Origin of the sequence: Exiguobacterium sp. CH10 (assembly GCF_018617635.1) — a bacterium.
GTDB lineage: Bacteria > Bacillota > Bacilli > Exiguobacteriales > Exiguobacteriaceae > Exiguobacterium > Exiguobacterium aestuarii_A.
This window is the reverse complement of the sequence record NZ_JACSKO010000004.1, coordinates 138,422-154,871: the sequence shown is the minus strand read 5'-3', so window position 1 is coordinate 154,871 and position 16,450 is coordinate 138,422. Positions and strand designations below refer to the sequence as shown.

Below are 16,450 nucleotides of genomic sequence, written 5' to 3'. Positions count from 1 at the left end.
TTGATTTTGAAATGAGAACGTTTTTCAATTATGATAGAGAAGAGAAAAAAAGGGGAAGTGACGGTCATGACAAAGACAGTAGCACAACAATTAATTGAAGAAAGACGCACCGTTCGGATGTTCAAAGAAGAACCGATCGATACGAAGGTGCTTTACGAGGTGTTGCAATCGGCACACCACGCACCGTTTCATAATAAAGTCGAGCCATGGAACGTGTATGTGTTCAATGGGGATGGAAAACAAGTGTTACTCGATGCGCTCGAGCCAGCTTTCTCGGAGGCGTCAGAAGGACAGCGTGAAAAGGTGACAGGACGAATCTTAAACGCGGCGACGTGTATGTATGTGACGGCAAAGCGATTTGAGACAGAAAAAGGAAATCGTGACGCGTTGCTCGCGACGGCGACATTTATTCAAAATGTTCAACTCTTGTTTAGTGAACGTGAAATCGGAATGGTCTGGCGTACGGGTGGACTATTTGACGATGCGCGTTTGAAAGAAATGATTGGAGCGGAAGGGGAGACGTTTATCGGTCTTCTGCAAATCGGAAAATATGACACAGCAGATATCCCTGCACCGAAAGCACGACAGCCAATTGATGCACACCTGACCATTTTTGAATAAAAAAGCGAGCGAAGGGAGAATCCTTCGCTCGCTGTCTATATAAATCCGTTATCGTTTTAATTTAGTTGCGAGCCAATCTTGAATCACAGGTGTTGGAATCATCCAGCCGTTCCTCCATTTTTAGAATCTTCTTCTCTAGTATTATCCAAATGCATACGTTCCCAAACCTCACGATGTGCACCATGGAGCGTGTCATCGAAAGAATCATCGATATGAAGGCCATAACTTGGGTTGATCGATGAGGCGTACAAGTCTAACATGAGTTGATCGTGGTTCGGATACATAGAGTGGGCTCCTTTCAATACGTCAGCTTGGCTACATCTTTAGTATACAAAGGAACTGTTTAGAAAATTCGAGAGAAACATTAACATTTTATGAATATTGTAAACGCTTTCACAAACTAGGCGTTTCGCTTACAGGTACGCACGATTGTTGGTATTGTTCAGCGCGTTTCGCATACTTCTTAACCGTTCTCTCCATAATGAAGCGGTCCTCGTCGTTCAGAGGACGGACGACTTTTGCTGGTACGCCCATCACCATCACTCCTTCAGGGATCTGCATATTCGGTGTCACAAGCGCACCCGCAGCCACGAATGACCCTTTTCCAATTTTTGCACCATCGAGCACGGTAGCGTGCATCCCGATCAAGCAATCCTCTTCAATCTCGCACCCGTGAATCATCGCCATATGACCAATCGAGACACGGTCATGGATAATGGTCGGTGAACCCTCATATTGATGGATCATCGAACCATCCTGAATATTTACATAAGAACCGATTCGGATCGGACCCTCGTCTCCACGGATGACGGTATTGAACCATACTCCTGAGTGTGCCCCGATTGTCACATCACCAATGACATGTGATCCTGGTGCAAGATAAGTCGTCGAATCGACGTGTGGTGTCAGTTCTCCTAGTTTGTATTGCATCGTTGTAACCCCTTTCAGATCGATATGCTATCATTGTCGCACAACTTGAAAAAGAAATTGCAACGAAAAGAATATTCTTGGTAAGATAGTTAAAATACGTTGAATAAGGAGATCAAAAGATGGAGAAACAACATTTGATTGACATCGCCGCAAAGAAAAAGAAAGCGGCCGTCGTCTTTAAAGACGTCGCTGTGATTGACGTGTACAGTCGTGAGACGATTCGTACGGACGTCGCCATCGATGCCGGGTATATCGTGGCTATTGGGGAAGGATACGATGGAGAGGTCGAATATCATGACCCGACTTGGACGCTTGCCCCGTCCTTTATCGATTCGCACGTCCATATCGAGTCGTCGATGGTACCACCTCATGAGTTTGCGAAAGCGGTCTTGCCACTCGGGGTCACGACGGTCATTGCGGACCCGCATGAGATTGCGAACGTGAATGGGGCACTTGGGATTGAATATATGTTAGCGGATGCGAAAGGGCTCCCACTCGATGTCCGCATGATGTTACCGAGCTGTGTGCCGGCGACACCATTCGAACATGCAGGTGCAAAGTTGTACGCAGAGGACTTGGCACCGTTTTTAGGAGACCCTGGTGTACATGGATTAGGTGAAGTCATGGACTATCCATCGGTTGAAGCAGGAAGCGAGGATATGCTTCAAAAGATTGCGCAGACGGAACAAGTGGGCAAAGTCGTGGATGGCCATGCTTCAGGTCTCAACCCCGATCAATTGAATGTATATCGTTCAGCAGGAATCATGACGGACCACGAATGTACGACGGCCGAAGAGGCGATTGAACGGGTACGACGTGGATTCTACGTTCAAATTCGGGAAGGTTCCGTTGCACGAAATGTAGAGAAGGTCAGTTTGGCCGTGACAGAAAGCAATGCCCATCGTTTCCTTTTCTGTACAGACGATAAGCATTTGGATGACTTGGTCGCAGAAGGTGGAATTGACTACAACATTCGTACAGCGATCAAGCAAGGCGTCAAGCTAGAGACGGCCTATGCGATGGCGAGCTTACATGCGGCAGAAGCCTACGGGTTAAAAGAAATCGGGGCCATCGCACCTGGGAAGAAAGCAAACTTCGTTATCTTGTCAGACGTCGAATCGGTAAAAATCGAGCAAGTGTACGTCAATGGTACGCTCGTCGCCGAAGCGGGGAATGCGACATTTGACGCTGAGGGGATTGAAGTGCCAAAACCGATGAAAGGTGAACTAGCATTACCTGAATTGACTGCTGACTCGTTCCGACTTGCCCCGAGCGAGGAAGAAGTGGATGTCATTCAAGTGCTTCCGAACAGCTTGTTGACAAAACGACAACGTCTCACGTTCCAACCAGATGCGTCAGGGGCAGATTTATCACAGGATATCGCCACGCTCGCCGTCATCGAACGTCATCATGGGACAGGTCACATGGCGCTAGCTCCCGTCACAGGATTCGGATTAAAACGAGGTGCACTTGCAGCTACTGTTGCCCATGACAGCCACAATTTGGTCATCGCTGGAGTCAGCCCGGAAGATATGTTACTCGCAGCGAGAACACTTGAAAAAGTAGGCGGAGGGGTCGTTGCCGTATCGGAAGGGGAAGTGCTCGCCGTGCTCCCGCTTGAAATCGGTGGTCTCATGACGAAACGTCCTTACCGTGAAGTCGCAGATATTCTCGAACAGTTAAATGATGCGCTCGACGTTGTCGGTGCACACCGTCACTTTAATCCATACTTGACGATGTCATTCCTTGCCTTACCGGTTATTCCAGATTTGAAATTGACCGACATGGGATTGTTCGACGTGACCACTTTCTCATTCATCAACGATTGACTCGGTCTAACGTATGATTTTTGTTAAGAACGGTCGATAACGATTGAATGACTGACAGGAAGTTGGTATAGTTACGACAAGTTTCATCGGGTCAAATTTGAAAGGGGGGATATTACAGATGGAACAAGTTGCTTACAATCGGTCGTATGATGAACATGAGGAATTGATCAATTCTGTATATCGTGCTTTCAAGGACCGATGCGAAGAACTGCCAGAAGAAACACAGACGAAACGTCGTTTACGGCGACTCATCTTTTCTACGATTAAAGAACAGACGAAGTCTCACGCTGACCGATTCGTGTTATACCACTTCTTCAACGATTTCTTTAAAGCAGTAGAGACGAATGACCAAGAAGCGCTTGCTGTTTTGAAGAGAATCATTCGTGATGAAAAAAACTATTGATATGTGACGTCAACTTGTGATAATTTAGACGTAACTTTAAATGAATATTCGTGCTATCGATGAGGTAGAGGTGCGATGCTGATGAGTAAGTAGTCGGAGGATGACAACGATGAGGACTACAAAAAGGCAGGATCGCCGAAGTGCAACACCATGTCCGTGGGGTTGTGCTGGGCTGACGGGAAATACCCGTCGGACTGCCATACATATTTACGTATGGAGCGCTCCAAGTCGGCTAAGAAAGACGGAACATCCAGCGAGGGTGTCGGCTTTGTTGCCGATGCCCTCGCTTTGCGTTTTTTTAAGCATAGGGGGGCCTCATCCTAATAAAAAAGGAGGAATTCAGCATGGTAGATTATTCAACTTCGGTACTTTCACTTGTACCGGCATTACTCGCAATTATTATGGCAATCACAACAAGAAAGGTCATCCCATCACTCGGTGTCGGGATTATCGCAGGGGTGCTTCTCTTGCATAGTTTCAATCCGCTCGATTCGATTCAATACTTGTGGTCGAACATCATTGCCCTATTCTGGTCGGATGGAGCCATTAACGAATGGAACGTATTGTTGATTGCGTTCTTGCTCCTTCTTGGAATTTTATCGTCAATCATTCAAACGTCAGGTGGCGCACGCGCATTCGGTGAATGGGCTGCTGCAAACGTCAAGACGGCACGCGGAGCGCGTCTCGTATCGTTTGGTCTTGGTATTTTGATCTTTATCGATGACTACTTTAACAGTTTGGCGGTCGGGAACATCAGTCGTCCACTCACAGACCGTAAAAACATCTCACGCGCGAAACTTGCGTACACGATTGACTCAACAGCAGCACCTGTCTGTGTCATCAGCCCGCTTTCAAGTTGGGGTGCGTACATCATCGCCATCATCGCTGGAATTTTGACAAAATATTCGATTGATAGCTACTCATCATTCTCTGCGTTCATTCAAATCATTCCGATGAACTTCTATGCCGTCTTCGCACTCTTGTTGACAGCGTATGTGGCCTTTACTGGACTTGCCATCGGACCGATGCGTACGCATGAACTTCGTGCCCTTCAAGGTGAATTGTATGATTCAGCAAAAGGAAAGCCAATGGGAATGAGCGAAGATTTGCATGAACACGAAGGTGGGAAAGTTCGCGACTTGATTGTTCCAATCATCACACTCATCATTGCAACTGTTTCGGCAATGCTATACACAGGTGGACAAGCACTGGCAGCAGATGGTCAGAACTTCTCATTGATCGGGGCGTTCGAATCGACAGACGTGACACGTTCGCTCGTCGCAGGTGTCGTCATCAGCTTGATTGTCGCACTCCTTCTTCTTGTCGGTCGTAAAATCCCGGCGCGTGACTATGGAAAAGCGGCATGGGAAGGCGTCCGTGCGATGTGGCCAGCCGTCCTCATCCTCTTGTTTGCTTGGACAATCATTGCAGTTATCAGTGACATGAAGACAGGGGAATACTTGGCGAGCTTCGTCACGGATACAATTGCTGCTTCGTACTTGCCACTTCTTCTCTTCTTGATTGCCGGAATTATGGCATTCTCGACAGGGACGAGCTGGGGAACGTTTGGTTTGATGCTTCCGATCGGGGCGGACTTGATCATGGCAGTCGAACCAGAGCTTCTTCTCGCATCACTCGCTGCTGTATTGGCAGGTGCGGTGTTCGGTGACCACTGTTCACCAATTTCGGATACAACGATTCTCAGTTCGACAGGAGCTGGCTCACACCATATCGATCACGTGTTGACGCAATTACCATATGCAATCCTTGCAGCAATCGTATCAGCGATTGGATACTTGGTACTCGGAATCACAGCATCGATTTGGATCGGGTTCTTTGCGGCATTGATCTCGTTTGTGGTACTAGTAGGAATCGCGCAAGTGATTTCAAAACGTGGGAAAGTACCTGCTGACATTCGCGCACAGCGTGAAGCTTAATAGATGAAAAAGACTTCCATCACATCGATGGAAGTCTTTTTTTGTGTGTTTTTGCTGAATCAACTAGACGATCGAACAGTCTACCGAGAATGAACCAGAAGGAGGCTGTCACCATGTACAGTGCTGACTGTGGCAGTGAGGTCGAATGGATGATATGTGAGGAAAACCAAGCTGTCTCGAGTAACCCAAATGGAGGTGAAGTCAAAACAATAAGAAGTTCCGGTCATCAAATCCAAAAATATTGAGGATACAGATTACGGTAGCAAATAAGGTGAGCTATAGTGTTCCACTCTTCATAAGTTGATAATCTTTTTACGACAGAAAAACATCCTTGATCCAGATAGAATCAAGGATGCTTTCTCATTATTTGACGTCAAGCCACTTGAAGCTCGCATCGGCGCCGAACGGGTGACGGTACATGTTTTCGATGTTTGAACGCTCTAAGTATGCTTCACCTTTTTGGTAAATCGGAGCGATTGCGAAATCTTCTTCAAGAAGGATACGTTCAGCTTCTTGCATCGTTTCCCAACGCTTCATCTGATCCGCTTCTTTCTTCGCTGATTGGATCAACTGATCATACTCGTCGTTTGAGTACTCCATACGGTTGAATGGTCCGTCTGTAACCCACATATCGAGGTATGTCATTGGATCCTGATAGTCAGGACCCCAACCAGCAGCAGAAACGTCATACTCACCTTTGCCTTCTAGGTCAAGGAAGTTTTTGAACGGTTGTTGTTTGATGTTAAGTGTCAAACCAGGCAAGTTTTTCTCGAGTTCACCTTTGATGAATTCGTTGACTTTCTTGAACGCTTCTTCATCACGTGAGAGGAACTCGAGCTCGACTGTTTCGACTCCTAGCTCTTCAAGACCTTTCTCCCAAGCGGCTTTCGCTTCATCAACATTGTAGCTGAGGAGGTCTGGATGCTTCTCACGGAAATCAGCGCCGTCTTCTGTGAATGTGAAATCTTTCGCCACGATGAAGTTCGCTGGTTGTGAACCGTCTGTCAAAATGACATCCGTCACGCTTTGCTTGTCAAATCCTTTGGCGAGTGCCTCACGAATGTTGACGTTTTGAAGAGCCTCGTTCTTTTGGTTGAAACGAAGGAAGTTGATCCGTGCATCGGCACGCGTCTTGAATTCGTCACTGTCTTCAAATTGTGGAACGAATTCAGATGAGAGAAGCGTGTAGTCCGCTTCGCCTGACTCGAACAAGTTGACACCTGTCGATACGTCTTTTACGACTTTGACGTTGATTGTATCCATCTTCACGTTTTCAGCATCCCAATACTCTGGGTTTTTCTTGTAGACCCATCCTGCATTGTCTTGCCATTCGCTCAACACATAAGGACCGTTATAGAGCGTCTTGTCGACAGAAGTCGCGAATTCTTCGCCCTGTTCTTCGACATACTCTTGTTTTTGCGGCATGTATGTTGGGAAACCAGTTAATCCTAAGAAATACGGTGCTGGTGCTTCCAACTGAACTTCAAGTGTCTTCTCGTCGATTGCTTTCGCACCGAGATCGTCAAGAGACGCTTCGCCCGCAAGGATTTTGTTTGCATTTTTTAAATCTTGAAGGATATACGCATACTCGGCACCTGTTTCCGGATTGAGTGCGCGTTTCCAAGAGTAGACAAAGTCTTCAGCTGTGATCGGTGAGCCGTCTGACCAGTTCGCGTCACGTAGTTTGAACGTGTATGTAAGACCATCCTCGGATACTTCGACATCTTCGGCAATCCCTGGTGTCGGTTGGTTGTTCTCGTCTAGACGATATAACCCTTCGAACACGTTGTTCGTCACGATAATCGATGTCGAGTCCGTCGTAAGCGTCGGATCGAGCTGTGGCAAATCTGTCGCCGATACCATTGTGATTTCTTTTTTAGCATCGCTTGAAGATGAATCCTCCGAACTTGATGAGTCATTCCCTGTACTACAAGCCGCCGTCGCCAATAATGCGACCCCCGATAAAGCTAGCCATTTTTTGTTACGCATTATACAACCTCCCGAAAATTCTGATAATTTAGAATATGTTGTAATTAAACTACATCTAGGATGAATATGCAATGGAATTTTTCAAATTATTCGAAAATATAAACTTATTTAGAATGTCTATCCCTCAATCCTTTTAGGAAGTAGAATAGAAAAATCGGCGAATGATTATACAATATCTCTGTATAGTTATTCGATAAGATTATAGATTGGTGGAGGCGTTACTTTGAAACAACATTCAGCCGGAATCGGCTTTTTCGGTCTCGCGGCCATGGTCGTCGGGACAATGATTGGTGGGGGAGCTTTTAATCTCCCAGGTGCCATGGCGCAAGGGGCAGGGGTAGGACCTGTTTTAATCGGATGGGGGATTACGGGGATCGGGATGATCATGCTCGCCTTCGTCTTTCAGTTTTTAGCAGACACACGTCCTGAGTTAGAAGGTGGTATTTACGCCTATGCACGGGAAGGATTCGGCAAATTTGTCGGGTTTAACAGCGGATGGGGTTACTGGATGTCGGCTTGGATTGGGACAGTGGCAAACATCACTTTGATTTTTAGCACGTTGGCGTACTTTTTCCCTGTATTCTCGGCAGAACATCGATTGTTCCGTTTGTTCGTCAGTGCAATTTTGGTGTGGGGATTATTTTGGCTCATTTCCCGTGGAATGCGGGAGGCGGCACTGTTGAACATCGTCACGACGATCGCGAAGCTCGTTCCGATTTTCTTGTTCATCGTGCTCATTCTCTTCGCGTTTCAGATTGATACGTTCCGGGTCGACTTTTGGGGCGAGTCGGGATTTGTTTGGGCAAATGTTTTCCCTCAAGTGAAGTCTACGATGCTCGTGACATTATGGGCGTTCGTCGGTATTGAAGGGGCAGTCGTCTTATCCTCGCGCGCGCGTCAGAAAAAAGATGTAGGTCGAGCGACAGTGATTGGATTGATCGGCACATTGTTGATTTATATGATGATTTCGATTTTCTCGTTCGGTGTCATGACGCAAGAACAACTCGCAGCGTTACCAGAACCATCGATGGCCTATGTGTTAGAAGCGGTCGTCGGACCGTTCGGTGCGACATTGATTAATATCGGGTTGCTCATCTCATTGACAGGCGCATTGCTCGGATGGACGATTTTAGCGACAGAAATTTCATATGTCGCTAGTCGAGATGGCGTCTTCCCGAAAGTGTTCAATCGACTGAACGCAAACGACACGCCAGTGAACGCATTATTGATCACACAGGTGTTTACGCAAATCGTCACAGCTGTTGCGTTGTTCTCGGAGCAGACGTATCTTGTCTTGTCGAGTATCGCCGGGATCGCAGCACTCGTTCCATATCTCTTCTCGGCACTTTATGGATGGATGGAAGCGAAACGGACGGCATCGTTACGGATGATGGTCATCTCTGCCATCGCCTCGTTGTACGCCACATGGCTACTGTATGCATCGGGAATCGAATACGTCCTGATTGCGATGATTCTTTACGCACCTGGTATTTTTGTCTTCCTGTTAGCAGAGCGGGAGCAGGGACGCCCGTTCTTGACACGCACGCAGTCAATCATCGCCGTCATTATTTTGTTGTGTGCCACGTACGGCGTATATGGTCTCTGGACATCGTCGATCGCATTATAAGAAAACTCACCGACGCTTCATGCGTTCGGTGAGTTTTTTGATGACCGGAGTAATTGTTCGATTGCCTCTGGAGAACCAGGTCTTGCATACAGGTAACCTTGGAATGAATCACACGCGGTAGACTTTAGATGTTGAAGCATCTCTTCGTCTTCGACTCCTTCGGCCACAACGTGAAGGTTCAAACTCTTCCCGAGATGAACGATGACGTCTAGCAAGTGAGATTTAGATGTCATCCAGTCGTCGAGAAATACTTTATCAATCTTAAGCTCATCGACGGGGAATGACTTTAAATATTGCAAGGACGAGAAGCCCGTTCCAAAATCGTCAATCGACAGGCGGTAATTCAGTCGCTTAATCTGCTCCATGCGTTCAATGATTTCGTCGGTTTGTTGCGTGACCAAGCTTTCTGTAATTTCTAAAATGACATCTGATGTGTCGAGTTGGAGTTGTTGCTTGATGTTTCGAAGCGTATTTAAGAAACTGTCGCTTCGGAACTGGTTTGGTGAAATATTGATCGCCATCGAGAGAGGCTGGTCAAATTCAGCCTTCCATGTCTTCAATTGTTTTGTCGCCTCTAAAATGACCCAGTTGTTGATTGGAACGATGAGCGCCATTTCCTCTGCGAGTGGAATGAACTCGGAAGGAGGGATTTGTCCCAATTCTTCGTGATGCCAACGAAGGAGCGCTTCAAAGCCAATGAGACGGTCTGTCGCCAGCTCATATTTTGGCTGATACTCGAGATAAAAGTGTTTTTCTTCTAGCGCGCGATATAAGGCTTTTTCAATATGAATTTGTCTTGAGAAAGCGGCATCCATATCTTTTGTCACGAATTGAATCGTACCAACTCCAATCTGTTTTCCTTTGAAGAGGGCACTTTCAGCACGCGTATACAGTTCCTCGAGTGAACTCGCAGAAGACGGATAAAACACACAACCGACCGAAATGGAGACCATGATCGAGTGATGGTAGATTCGGAATGGTCGTTGCAACTCGTGTTGCAGATGGCGGAGTGATTGAAACACTTCTTCTTTCGACTCTTCAAAGAACATGACGCCGAACAGTCCGCCCGTCGGATGGAACAATAAAGCGGATTCTGGAATGAGGTGAAGTGCGCGCTCCTTGATTTGGACGAGGAGCTCATTCCCGACGCGAGATCCGAACGATTCGTTGATGATCTTGAAGCGGTCGATGTCGAATAAAGCGATGTGGAGAAGCCCTTCCCGTTCAGCGATTTGTTGGAGACTCGAATCGTATTGACGTAAGAATCCTTTTTTATTGTAGAGTCCTGTTAACTCGTTTTGATAAGCCAGGAATCGAACTTCTTTTTCGAGACGTTTCTTTTCTGAAACATCGAATCCAAACGCCGTATACTGAATCACATCATTTTTTTCACTTACAATCGGCACGACGGTCAAATTAAGCCAGCACGGTTCCAGATTATGCTCTTTACAAGAAATCGGCATTTCTCCGTTCCAGATGCGATTCGTTGCCAAGGACTTTAAGACATCACGTGAAATCCGATTCTGGTCACTTGCGTCATGAATGAGCTCGAACCAGTTTCGTCCGATTAGTTGCTGCTCCGTTGCATCGAGTAAACGACACAAGGATGGATTAATATCGACGATTTCACCTTTTGCGTTCGTCGCCAAGTAATGGGTGGATTGCTTGATCATTTCTTGAAAATGATGAAGTAGATTGAATTGCTCTGTACTGATGAGCGGACCAAACCCTTTTGGAAGGAAAGCCAGGAAGTAGCCATTAATCCCTTCGAGTGAAAAAGATTGCAAGTATGCGGTCGCATAGATGACGGACCCATTTTTATGTTGGAACGGCGTCATCGCCGTCGTCGAAAATGGATATTGAAGGAGGAGCGGCATCCATGTTTCTAAAGCATGTTCCAACTGCCGAACTACAGGGAGCGGTTGATGGAGGACTTCTTCACGTTCCCAGCCGAATAACACTTCGGCATGTGTATTCCATAACAGAACCGTACCATCTTGAGAAATATAACAACACGGTACAGATAAAGCGTCGATGAATTGGTCTACCGGTAAATCGCGCAATGAAGCCACATCATTTCCTCCAATCTGTCATGCTAAATGCATATTCTAATGTCAGTGTACCTGATTTTGCCAATTCAAGGAATGCTTAAGTTCGCCATTGTCAAAAGAAAGAGGGACATCATATACTGAAAGGGTAAGATAGTTTTGAATAAGGGGGAAGCAATATGTCAAAAACACATGATGTGATTGAGCTGACAGAAAAATTCGGGGCGCACAACTATCATCCACTACCGATTGTTATTTCGGAGGCGAAAGGGATTTGGGTAACCGATCCTGAGGGGAATCGCTACATGGATATGTTAAGTGCATACTCTGCAGTCAACCAGGGACACTGCCATCCGAAAATCATTCAAGCGCTCAAAGATCAGGCAGATAAGATTACGTTAACGTCACGTGCCTTCTACAATGATCAACTCGGACGTTTTTACGACAAAGTGGTAACGCTTACAAAGAAGCAAATGGTGCTGCCGATGAACACAGGCGCAGAAGCCGTAGAGACAGCTGTGAAAACTGCTCGTCGTTGGGCATATGAAGTGAAAGGGATTCCAGGTCAGGCCGAAATTATCGTCTGCACCGGAAACTTCCATGGGCGCACAATGGCTGCTGTGTCGATGTCGACTGAAGCAGAGTACCAACGCGGGTTCGGACCATTATTGCCAGGATTCAAAGTTGTGCCATATGGCGATATCGAGGCGTTTGAAGCGGCAATCACAGAGAACACAGCAGCGTTCATCGTAGAACCGATTCAAGGTGAGGCAGGAATCATCATTCCACCAGAAGGTTACTTGAAACGTGCATCTGAACTCTGTCAACAACACAACGTCCTGTTCGTCGCTGATGAGATTCAGTCTGGACTTGGCCGTTCAGGAAAATGGTTTGCCATCGAGTGGGAAGATGTCACACCAGATATGTACATTCTCGGAAAAGCGCTTGGAGGCGGTGTCTTCCCAATCTCATGCGTTGCCGCGGATCAAGAGATTCTCTCCGTATTTAATCCAGGATCGCACGGCTCGACATTCGGTGGAAACCCGCTCGCTTCCGCGGTCTCAGTCGCAGCGCTCGAAGTGTTGGAAGAAGAGAAACTTGTCGAACGCTCACTAGAGCTAGGGACTTATTTCATGGAACGTTTGAAATCAATCGATAATCCGATGATTCGCGACGTCCGTGGACGCGGATTATTCATCGGCATCGAATTGACGGAAGCAGCTCGTCCATATTGTGAAGCACTTAAAGAACGTGGACTCCTCTGCAAAGAAACGCATGAGACAGTCATTCGATTGGCACCACCTCTCGTCATCACGAAAGAAGAGCTCGACCAAGCGTTTGAAGCAATCGAAGCAGTTCTTGCTCCGGCAGCTATTTCGTAAACAGCGACAGCTTGGTATAATAGCCTCAGTTGAATGGACACCTGCATGTTGCAGGTGTCTTTTTCGTGGAGGAGGGAACGAGATGCTGTATGTATACGTTGGGTTAGCAGGTGCAGTTGGAGCATTGGCACGGTACGGACTTGGATTACTAGTCGATTCATTCGGAGCGAGTCCGTTTCCCGTTTCGACACTGTTCATCAATTTAATTGGAAGCTTTCTATTAGGATGGCTGACACATCGATTTCTTCAAGCGGGAAAACCTTCTCCTCAAATCGTCACGATTATCGGAACCGGAATGATCGGGTCGTTTACCACGTTTTCCACGTTTAGTGTAGAAACGATTCAATTAGTTGAAAATGATTATATACTTCTCGCTGTTACATATGTATTCCTCAGCATCACACTCGGTTTATGGAGTTCCTGGTTTGGTTATCACATTGGAACAAAAACGTCGACAAGAGGTGAAGTGAAATGACGCTTCTTTGGGTTGCAGCTGGCGCTTTCATCGGTGCGATTCTCCGCTTCGCAATCGGTCAGACCATGAAAAAATGGTCTGATTCAACTTTTCCGTGGGCGACGTTGTTCGTCAATATAACAGGGTCGTTTGGTCTCGGGTACTTGTACGCGCATACCGATCACCAATCGCTCATTCTCTTTTTAGGTATCGGATTTTTTGGTTCGTTTACGACGTTCTCGACCTTAAAACTTGAATTGATGCGGTTTGCGACAAAAGACTGGATTCGATTCGGTCTCTATTTGCTTGCGACCTATCTGTTCGGACTAATCGCGGCTTACATCGGTTGGTCGATTTAATAACACAACACCCCTTCAATCGAAGGGGTGTTGTGTTATTCTGCGTGTTGAAGCTTTTCTGTGCATGAAGCACAAGTCGTTTCGTATGACTCGCACTGTTCGTCCATATGTTTTCCGCATTCCTGACATGTCTTATCCGGTAATTTTTGATAAAACTCGACAGATGATTCGAGTCGGCTCGCCCATTCATTCATATGAAAATGCCTCCTTCGGTAAATTGTCTGACAGTTTTGGTTGTTGTCATGATTGTATTATAACAGTGGTCTATAAGTCAACTATAATATATAACAGATATGTTGCCGAATTTTTGCTACACTATATACATAAAAAACGAGGTGAAAAATATGAAAGTGCCCCAATGTGAGACGATTGGGATCCAATCAGAAGATGTACCGACGCTACAAACCGCCTTGGCACAATTAGATGCCCCACGTGTCAGTCGATTGTTTAAAGCGTTCGCTGACCCGACTCGTTTGAAAGTACTGTATGTACTGACGCTCGAACATGAACTTTGCGTTTGTGATGTTGCCGCTGTCATCGGCCATTCGAATGCGACCGCGTCCCATCATTTACGGACGTTACTCGAGCAAGGACTGGTGAAATATCGTAAAGAGGGAAAAGTTGTTTATTATTCATTAGACGATGAACATGTCAGACAGCTTGTTGAAATTGCGCTGGCCCATAGCGAAGAACAGAAAGATGTTTGAATCCAATGACCGGATCCTTTTAGGGTTCGGTCATTTTTTCTATTGTCATGAATTTCATTTCACGTTACGATATATTCAAATGGATGTTTGAATGTTAGGGGGAGCGGAATGAAAAATCGAGACGTGTTACCTGTTTCTGGAATCACTTGCACGAACTGTGCGGCAAAAATTGAGCGGGATGTCACGAAACGCGAAGAAGTGGCATCTTGCCAAATTGATTTCGCAACGAGCCGAATGGTGATTGAATGGATTGATGTTTCTGAACGCAAAGCAATGCTCGAGTCAATCGAGCAGACAATGAAACGAATCGAGCCGGGTGCGAAGTTTATCAAAACAGAGGAAGGTCAAACCGAACAACGAGATACCATCCTTTGGCGATTCCTTGCGGCTGCTTTCGTCTTTTCGGTTGCCCTTTGGATGGACTCCATTCCAGGCTACATTGTGGCGTATGGACTGGCTGGATATGATGTCGTATATGGTGCCATCCGAAATGTATGGCACAGGGAATGGTTTGACGAAAAGTTTTTAATGACCATCGCGACCATCGGGGCATTCGCGATTGCCGAATATCCGGAAGCCGTAGCGGTCATGTTGTTTTATCAACTTGGAGAATACGTGCAAGGGCGTGCGGTACGCGCTTCGCGGAAGTCGATACAATCTTTGTTAAATATGAGACCAACAATCGCTCGCGTGCTAGTTGGTGAGGAAGAAGTCGAGCGATTGCCAGAAGACGTATCGGTCGGTTCACACCTCATTGTCCGTGCCGGAGAACTCGTTCCGATGGATGGGGTTGTATTCAGTGGAGCGAGTTCACTCGATACGGCTTCGTTGACAGGTGAGGCGGTTCCTCGTCAAGTGAGAGCAGGTGAAGAGGTGTTGGCAGGGATGATCAATTTGGAGGGACGACTCGTCATCCGAACGACGAAGCTCGCCGCAGAATCGAGCCTTCAAAAGATGATTGCCCTCGTAGAAGAGGCGAATGGGAAAAAAGCGAAGACAGAACAGATGATTACCCGATTGGCAAAAGTCTATACGCCTTTCGTTGTCGTCATGGCGACAATCGTCGCATTTGTCCCACCTCTGTTTGTCGGTGACTTATCAGAGTGGGTCTACCGTGCGCTCATTTTCCTCGTCATCAGTTGTCCATGTGCGCTCGTGATTTCAATTCCGTTAGGTTATTTTGGTGGAATCGGAGCGGGCTCTAAACAAGGCGTTCTTGTAAAAGGTGGAGAATATTTAGACACGTTAACAGAAGTGAACACTGTCGTCTTTGATAAGACAGGAACGTTGACGACAGGACGGTTTGAAGTGACGAACGTCGTGACGACAGAAGGGGTACATGCTGAAGAGTTGTTGCACCTTGCCGCTCGCGTCGAACGGGCATCGAACCACCCGCTCGCGCAAGCCATCGTCAATCGAGTCGGAGACGTTCAGGCGTTCGAATCAATCCAAGAAGAGCCGGGATATGGTCTCCATGCCCAGGATGGCGATGATCATATTTATGTGGGGAGTGCCCGGTATATGAGGTATTTAGGTCAAACGATTGAGGATACATCGATTGGGACAAGTGTTCACGTGATGAAAAACAATCGTTGGCTAGGGCGAATCGAATTAATGGATACGGTGAAGCCGGATGCGTATACTGCAATCCAAGCGTTGAAGGAAGCCGGATACCGGACGGTGATGTTATCGGGAGACCGACGCGAAGTCGCTACAACAATCGGCGAACGACTAGGACTAGATGAAGTGCGAGGCGAATTGCTTCCGCACGAAAAAGTAGAAGCGATTGAACAGATGACCGCCTCCCAAAAAGTTGCATTTGTCGGAGATGGAATGAACGATGCGGCAGCGTTGGCACGGGCCGATGTCGGGCTTGTTATGGGGGGAGTCGGAAGTGATACAGCGGTCACGGCAGCAGATGTGGTCTTGATGCATGACGACCCGAACGATGTGGTTCGAGCCATCAAGCTCGGGAAACAGACAAAACGTGTCGTCTGGCAGAATATCTTCTTTGCGTTCGGAACGAAAGTGCTTGTTTTAGTTTTAGGATTATTCGGAATTGCGACCATGTGGGAGGCTGTCTTCGCAGACGTCGGTGTGGCACTGCTTGCCATCGCGAATGCGACAAGATTATTACGAATGACTTCATGATGACGAAAGGAGT

General features: G+C 46.8%; 15 protein-coding genes and 1 riboswitch. Of the genes, 10 read left to right on the top strand and 5 right to left on the bottom strand.

The genetic code is table 11. The annotated features are described in order from the left end of the window. Nucleotides 1-66 precede the first annotated feature (66 nt). Nucleotides 67-621: a nitroreductase family protein gene (locus KNP04_RS13020; protein WP_251129961.1), complete on the top strand. Its 555-nt coding sequence runs from the start codon at nucleotides 67-69 to the stop codon at nucleotides 619-621. 98 nt (nucleotides 622-719) lie between these two features. Here KNP04_RS13020 and KNP04_RS13015 read toward each other — a convergent pair whose 3' ends face one another. Beyond that, the gene (locus KNP04_RS13015; protein ID WP_214876610.1) at nucleotides 720-905 is read right to left on the bottom strand and encodes a hypothetical protein; all 186 of its coding nucleotides are present in this window, start codon (nucleotides 903-905) and stop codon (nucleotides 720-722) included. A 109-nt stretch (nucleotides 906-1,014) separates the two neighbouring features. Further along, nucleotides 1,015-1,551 carry a gamma carbonic anhydrase family protein gene (locus tag KNP04_RS13010; RefSeq protein ID WP_214876608.1) on the bottom strand — a complete coding sequence of 179 codons (537 nt, stop codon included), beginning with the start codon at nucleotides 1,549-1,551 and terminating at the stop codon, nucleotides 1,015-1,017. A gap of 119 nt (nucleotides 1,552-1,670) precedes the next feature. Between KNP04_RS13010 and ade the strand changes: the two genes are divergently transcribed. The 3 genes from ade to KNP04_RS12995 all read left to right on the top strand — a co-directional run bounded on the left by ade (nucleotide 1,671) and on the right by KNP04_RS12995 (nucleotide 5,720). After that, the gene (gene ade / locus KNP04_RS13005; RefSeq protein ID WP_214876606.1) at nucleotides 1,671-3,380 is read left to right on the top strand and encodes an adenine deaminase; all 1,710 of its coding nucleotides are present in this window, start codon (nucleotides 1,671-1,673) and stop codon (nucleotides 3,378-3,380) included. Nucleotides 3,381-3,498: 118 nt separating this feature from the next. Further along, nucleotides 3,499-3,783 (top strand): hypothetical protein, encoded by a 285-nt coding sequence (locus tag KNP04_RS13000; RefSeq protein ID WP_015880753.1) that lies wholly within the window; start codon nucleotides 3,499-3,501, stop codon nucleotides 3,781-3,783. A 57-nt stretch (nucleotides 3,784-3,840) separates the two neighbouring features. After that, nucleotides 3,841-4,015: riboswitch (Lysine riboswitch) on the top strand. A gap of 112 nt (nucleotides 4,016-4,127) precedes the next feature. Continuing rightward, a complete protein-coding gene (locus KNP04_RS12995; protein ID WP_214696812.1) occupies nucleotides 4,128-5,720 on the top strand; it encodes a Na+/H+ antiporter NhaC family protein in 1,593 nt (530 codons plus the stop codon). Nucleotides 5,721-6,083: 363 nt separating this feature from the next. Here the strand turns inward: KNP04_RS12995 and KNP04_RS12990 are convergent, their stop codons facing one another. Then, entirely contained in the window at nucleotides 6,084-7,709 is a 1,626-nt protein-coding gene (locus tag KNP04_RS12990) for a peptide ABC transporter substrate-binding protein (protein ID WP_214876604.1), read from the bottom strand. A 223-nt stretch (nucleotides 7,710-7,932) separates the two neighbouring features. Between KNP04_RS12990 and KNP04_RS12985 the strand changes: the two genes are divergently transcribed. Then, nucleotides 7,933-9,336 (top strand): basic amino acid/polyamine antiporter, encoded by a 1,404-nt coding sequence (locus KNP04_RS12985; RefSeq protein ID WP_214876602.1) that lies wholly within the window; start codon nucleotides 7,933-7,935, stop codon nucleotides 9,334-9,336. A gap of 17 nt (nucleotides 9,337-9,353) precedes the next feature. Here KNP04_RS12985 and KNP04_RS12980 read toward each other — a convergent pair whose 3' ends face one another. Further along, on the bottom strand, nucleotides 9,354-11,408 hold the full coding sequence (locus KNP04_RS12980) for a sensor domain-containing protein (RefSeq protein ID WP_214876600.1): 2,055 nt from the start codon (nucleotides 11,406-11,408) through the stop codon (nucleotides 9,354-9,356). A 155-nt stretch (nucleotides 11,409-11,563) separates the two neighbouring features. On the opposite strand from KNP04_RS12980, the gene KNP04_RS12975 reads away from it, so the two are divergent. The 3 genes from KNP04_RS12975 to KNP04_RS12965 all read left to right on the top strand — a co-directional run bounded on the left by KNP04_RS12975 (nucleotide 11,564) and on the right by KNP04_RS12965 (nucleotide 13,579). Continuing rightward, on the top strand, nucleotides 11,564-12,766 hold the full coding sequence (locus KNP04_RS12975; RefSeq protein ID WP_214876598.1) for an ornithine--oxo-acid transaminase: 1,203 nt from the start codon (nucleotides 11,564-11,566) through the stop codon (nucleotides 12,764-12,766). Between the two features lie 82 nt (nucleotides 12,767-12,848). Next, complete coding sequence (crcB, locus tag KNP04_RS12970; protein WP_214876596.1) at nucleotides 12,849-13,241, top strand: fluoride efflux transporter CrcB; 393 nt, start codon at nucleotides 12,849-12,851, stop codon at nucleotides 13,239-13,241. Beyond that, nucleotides 13,238-13,579, top strand: a complete 342-nt coding sequence (locus KNP04_RS12965) for a fluoride efflux transporter FluC (protein ID WP_214876594.1) — start codon at nucleotides 13,238-13,240, stop codon at nucleotides 13,577-13,579. The genes crcB and KNP04_RS12965 overlap by 4 nt, the downstream gene beginning before the upstream one ends. A gap of 35 nt (nucleotides 13,580-13,614) precedes the next feature. On the opposite strand, the gene yhfH is transcribed toward KNP04_RS12965, so the two are convergent. Then, nucleotides 13,615-13,773, bottom strand: a complete 159-nt coding sequence (gene yhfH / locus KNP04_RS12960; protein WP_214696823.1) for a protein YhfH — start codon at nucleotides 13,771-13,773, stop codon at nucleotides 13,615-13,617. Nucleotides 13,774-13,923: 150 nt separating this feature from the next. Here yhfH and KNP04_RS12955 point away from each other — a divergent pair, with 150 nt between their 5' ends. Together KNP04_RS12955 and KNP04_RS12950 are read left to right on the top strand one after the other, a co-directional pair. Next, the gene (locus KNP04_RS12955) at nucleotides 13,924-14,286 is read left to right on the top strand and encodes an ArsR/SmtB family transcription factor (protein ID WP_214747369.1); all 363 of its coding nucleotides are present in this window, start codon (nucleotides 13,924-13,926) and stop codon (nucleotides 14,284-14,286) included. A 108-nt stretch (nucleotides 14,287-14,394) separates the two neighbouring features. Continuing rightward, nucleotides 14,395-16,437, top strand: a complete 2,043-nt coding sequence (locus tag KNP04_RS12950; RefSeq protein ID WP_214876592.1) for a heavy metal translocating P-type ATPase — start codon at nucleotides 14,395-14,397, stop codon at nucleotides 16,435-16,437. Nucleotides 16,438-16,450 lie beyond the last annotated feature (13 nt).